The organism is Aerococcus sp. L_32 (genome assembly GCF_050689315.1).
In genome coordinates this window covers 1-1,134 of the sequence record NZ_JBOEQF010000568.1, presented here as the reverse complement: position 1 = coordinate 1,134, position 1,134 = coordinate 1, and the positions used below count along the sequence as shown (strand labels likewise).

Below are 1,134 nucleotides of genomic sequence, written 5' to 3'. Positions count from 1 at the left end.
TCCATACTTACGAGAAATTTGGCTTTGAAATTGTGGGAACTATTCCAGGCGGTTTCCAAGTGAAAGACGGTCGTTATGTGGATATGCATATCATGTATCTAGATTTAACGAAGACAAATCCCTAAATTAGGTCTTAGGACGGATACATCTACCCCTTTTTCCCATTAATATATAGACATGAGAAAGGATGATGTACGCAATGAAACAAACATCAAAAATGACCTTGGGCAAGTTCGCCAAAGCCTTATTTAATAAGGAAACACCTACCTACATCAAGGCGATTACTGGATTAGCACTCGCTTATACCGTCTTCCCAGCTGATGTCTTACCAGATATCTTTGGTCCCTTGGGATTTGTGGATGACGCAGCTGTAATTGGTGTCTTAACGACGATTGCCATGTCCTTATTAGATAATTACAATGAAAAACAATCTACGCAAACAGCCAATACACACACCGACTTTGATCCAAATAAAGTGATCAACTAGATTAAAATACCAACCCCTAAAAGCTGTGAAACCCACTACCCCGGGTGTCACGGCTTATTTTTTTGTGGATGTGGCAAAATAAAATCCACCAACAAGCTAGTATTAACTAGGTCGTTGGTGGTTGTGTTAGATCTATAACATTTTTATAACTAATTCTAGTCTCTATATCGGGCTTTATTTAACTACTGCAAATCCTGCTGTCCAAGCGATTTCTTCGCGGGCTGCTAATGTGATTTGTAGGAAGCCAATTGCTTCTAATTCACGAGCACGTGATAATTCACCTGCGTCTACAAAGTTCAAGCCACTACCTTCTAATGCATCTTTGAAGGTTGCTTTAGCGTCTGCTTCACCGGCTGCTAAAACAGTTGTCGTGTTGTCGCCAACTTGTTTAGAAGCTAATGTAGTGCCAAAGTTTGTGTTGAAAGCTTTGATAACTTTCGCACCACTTACTTTTGCTTGGATTTCTTGGGCTGCTGATGAGTCAGCTGGTACGACTAAACCATCGAAAGTGTCGAAATTTACTGGGTTTGTGATATCAACAATGATTTTGCCCGCTAATTCGTCAGCGTAGTTAGAGATGATGCCATCTACTGCTGCATAAGGCACTGCCAATACAACAATGTCGCCTAATGCTTGTTTACCGTCTT

2 protein-coding genes are annotated in these 1,134 nt (G+C 40.7%); one reads left to right on the top strand and one right to left on the bottom strand.

Annotation, left to right across the window (positions count from 1 at the left end):
• Positions 1-199: 199 nt before the first annotated feature.
• Positions 200-487, top strand: coding sequence for a YkvA family protein (locus ACRCJ0_RS14820; RefSeq protein ID WP_236702824.1), 288 nt, complete (start codon positions 200-202; stop codon positions 485-487).
• Positions 488-661: 174 nt separating this feature from the next.
• Here ACRCJ0_RS14820 and ACRCJ0_RS14815 read toward each other — a convergent pair.
• Positions 662-1,134 (bottom strand): NADPH-dependent F420 reductase (locus ACRCJ0_RS14815; protein ID WP_431390973.1); only part of this gene is annotated, 473 nt, incomplete at its 5' end.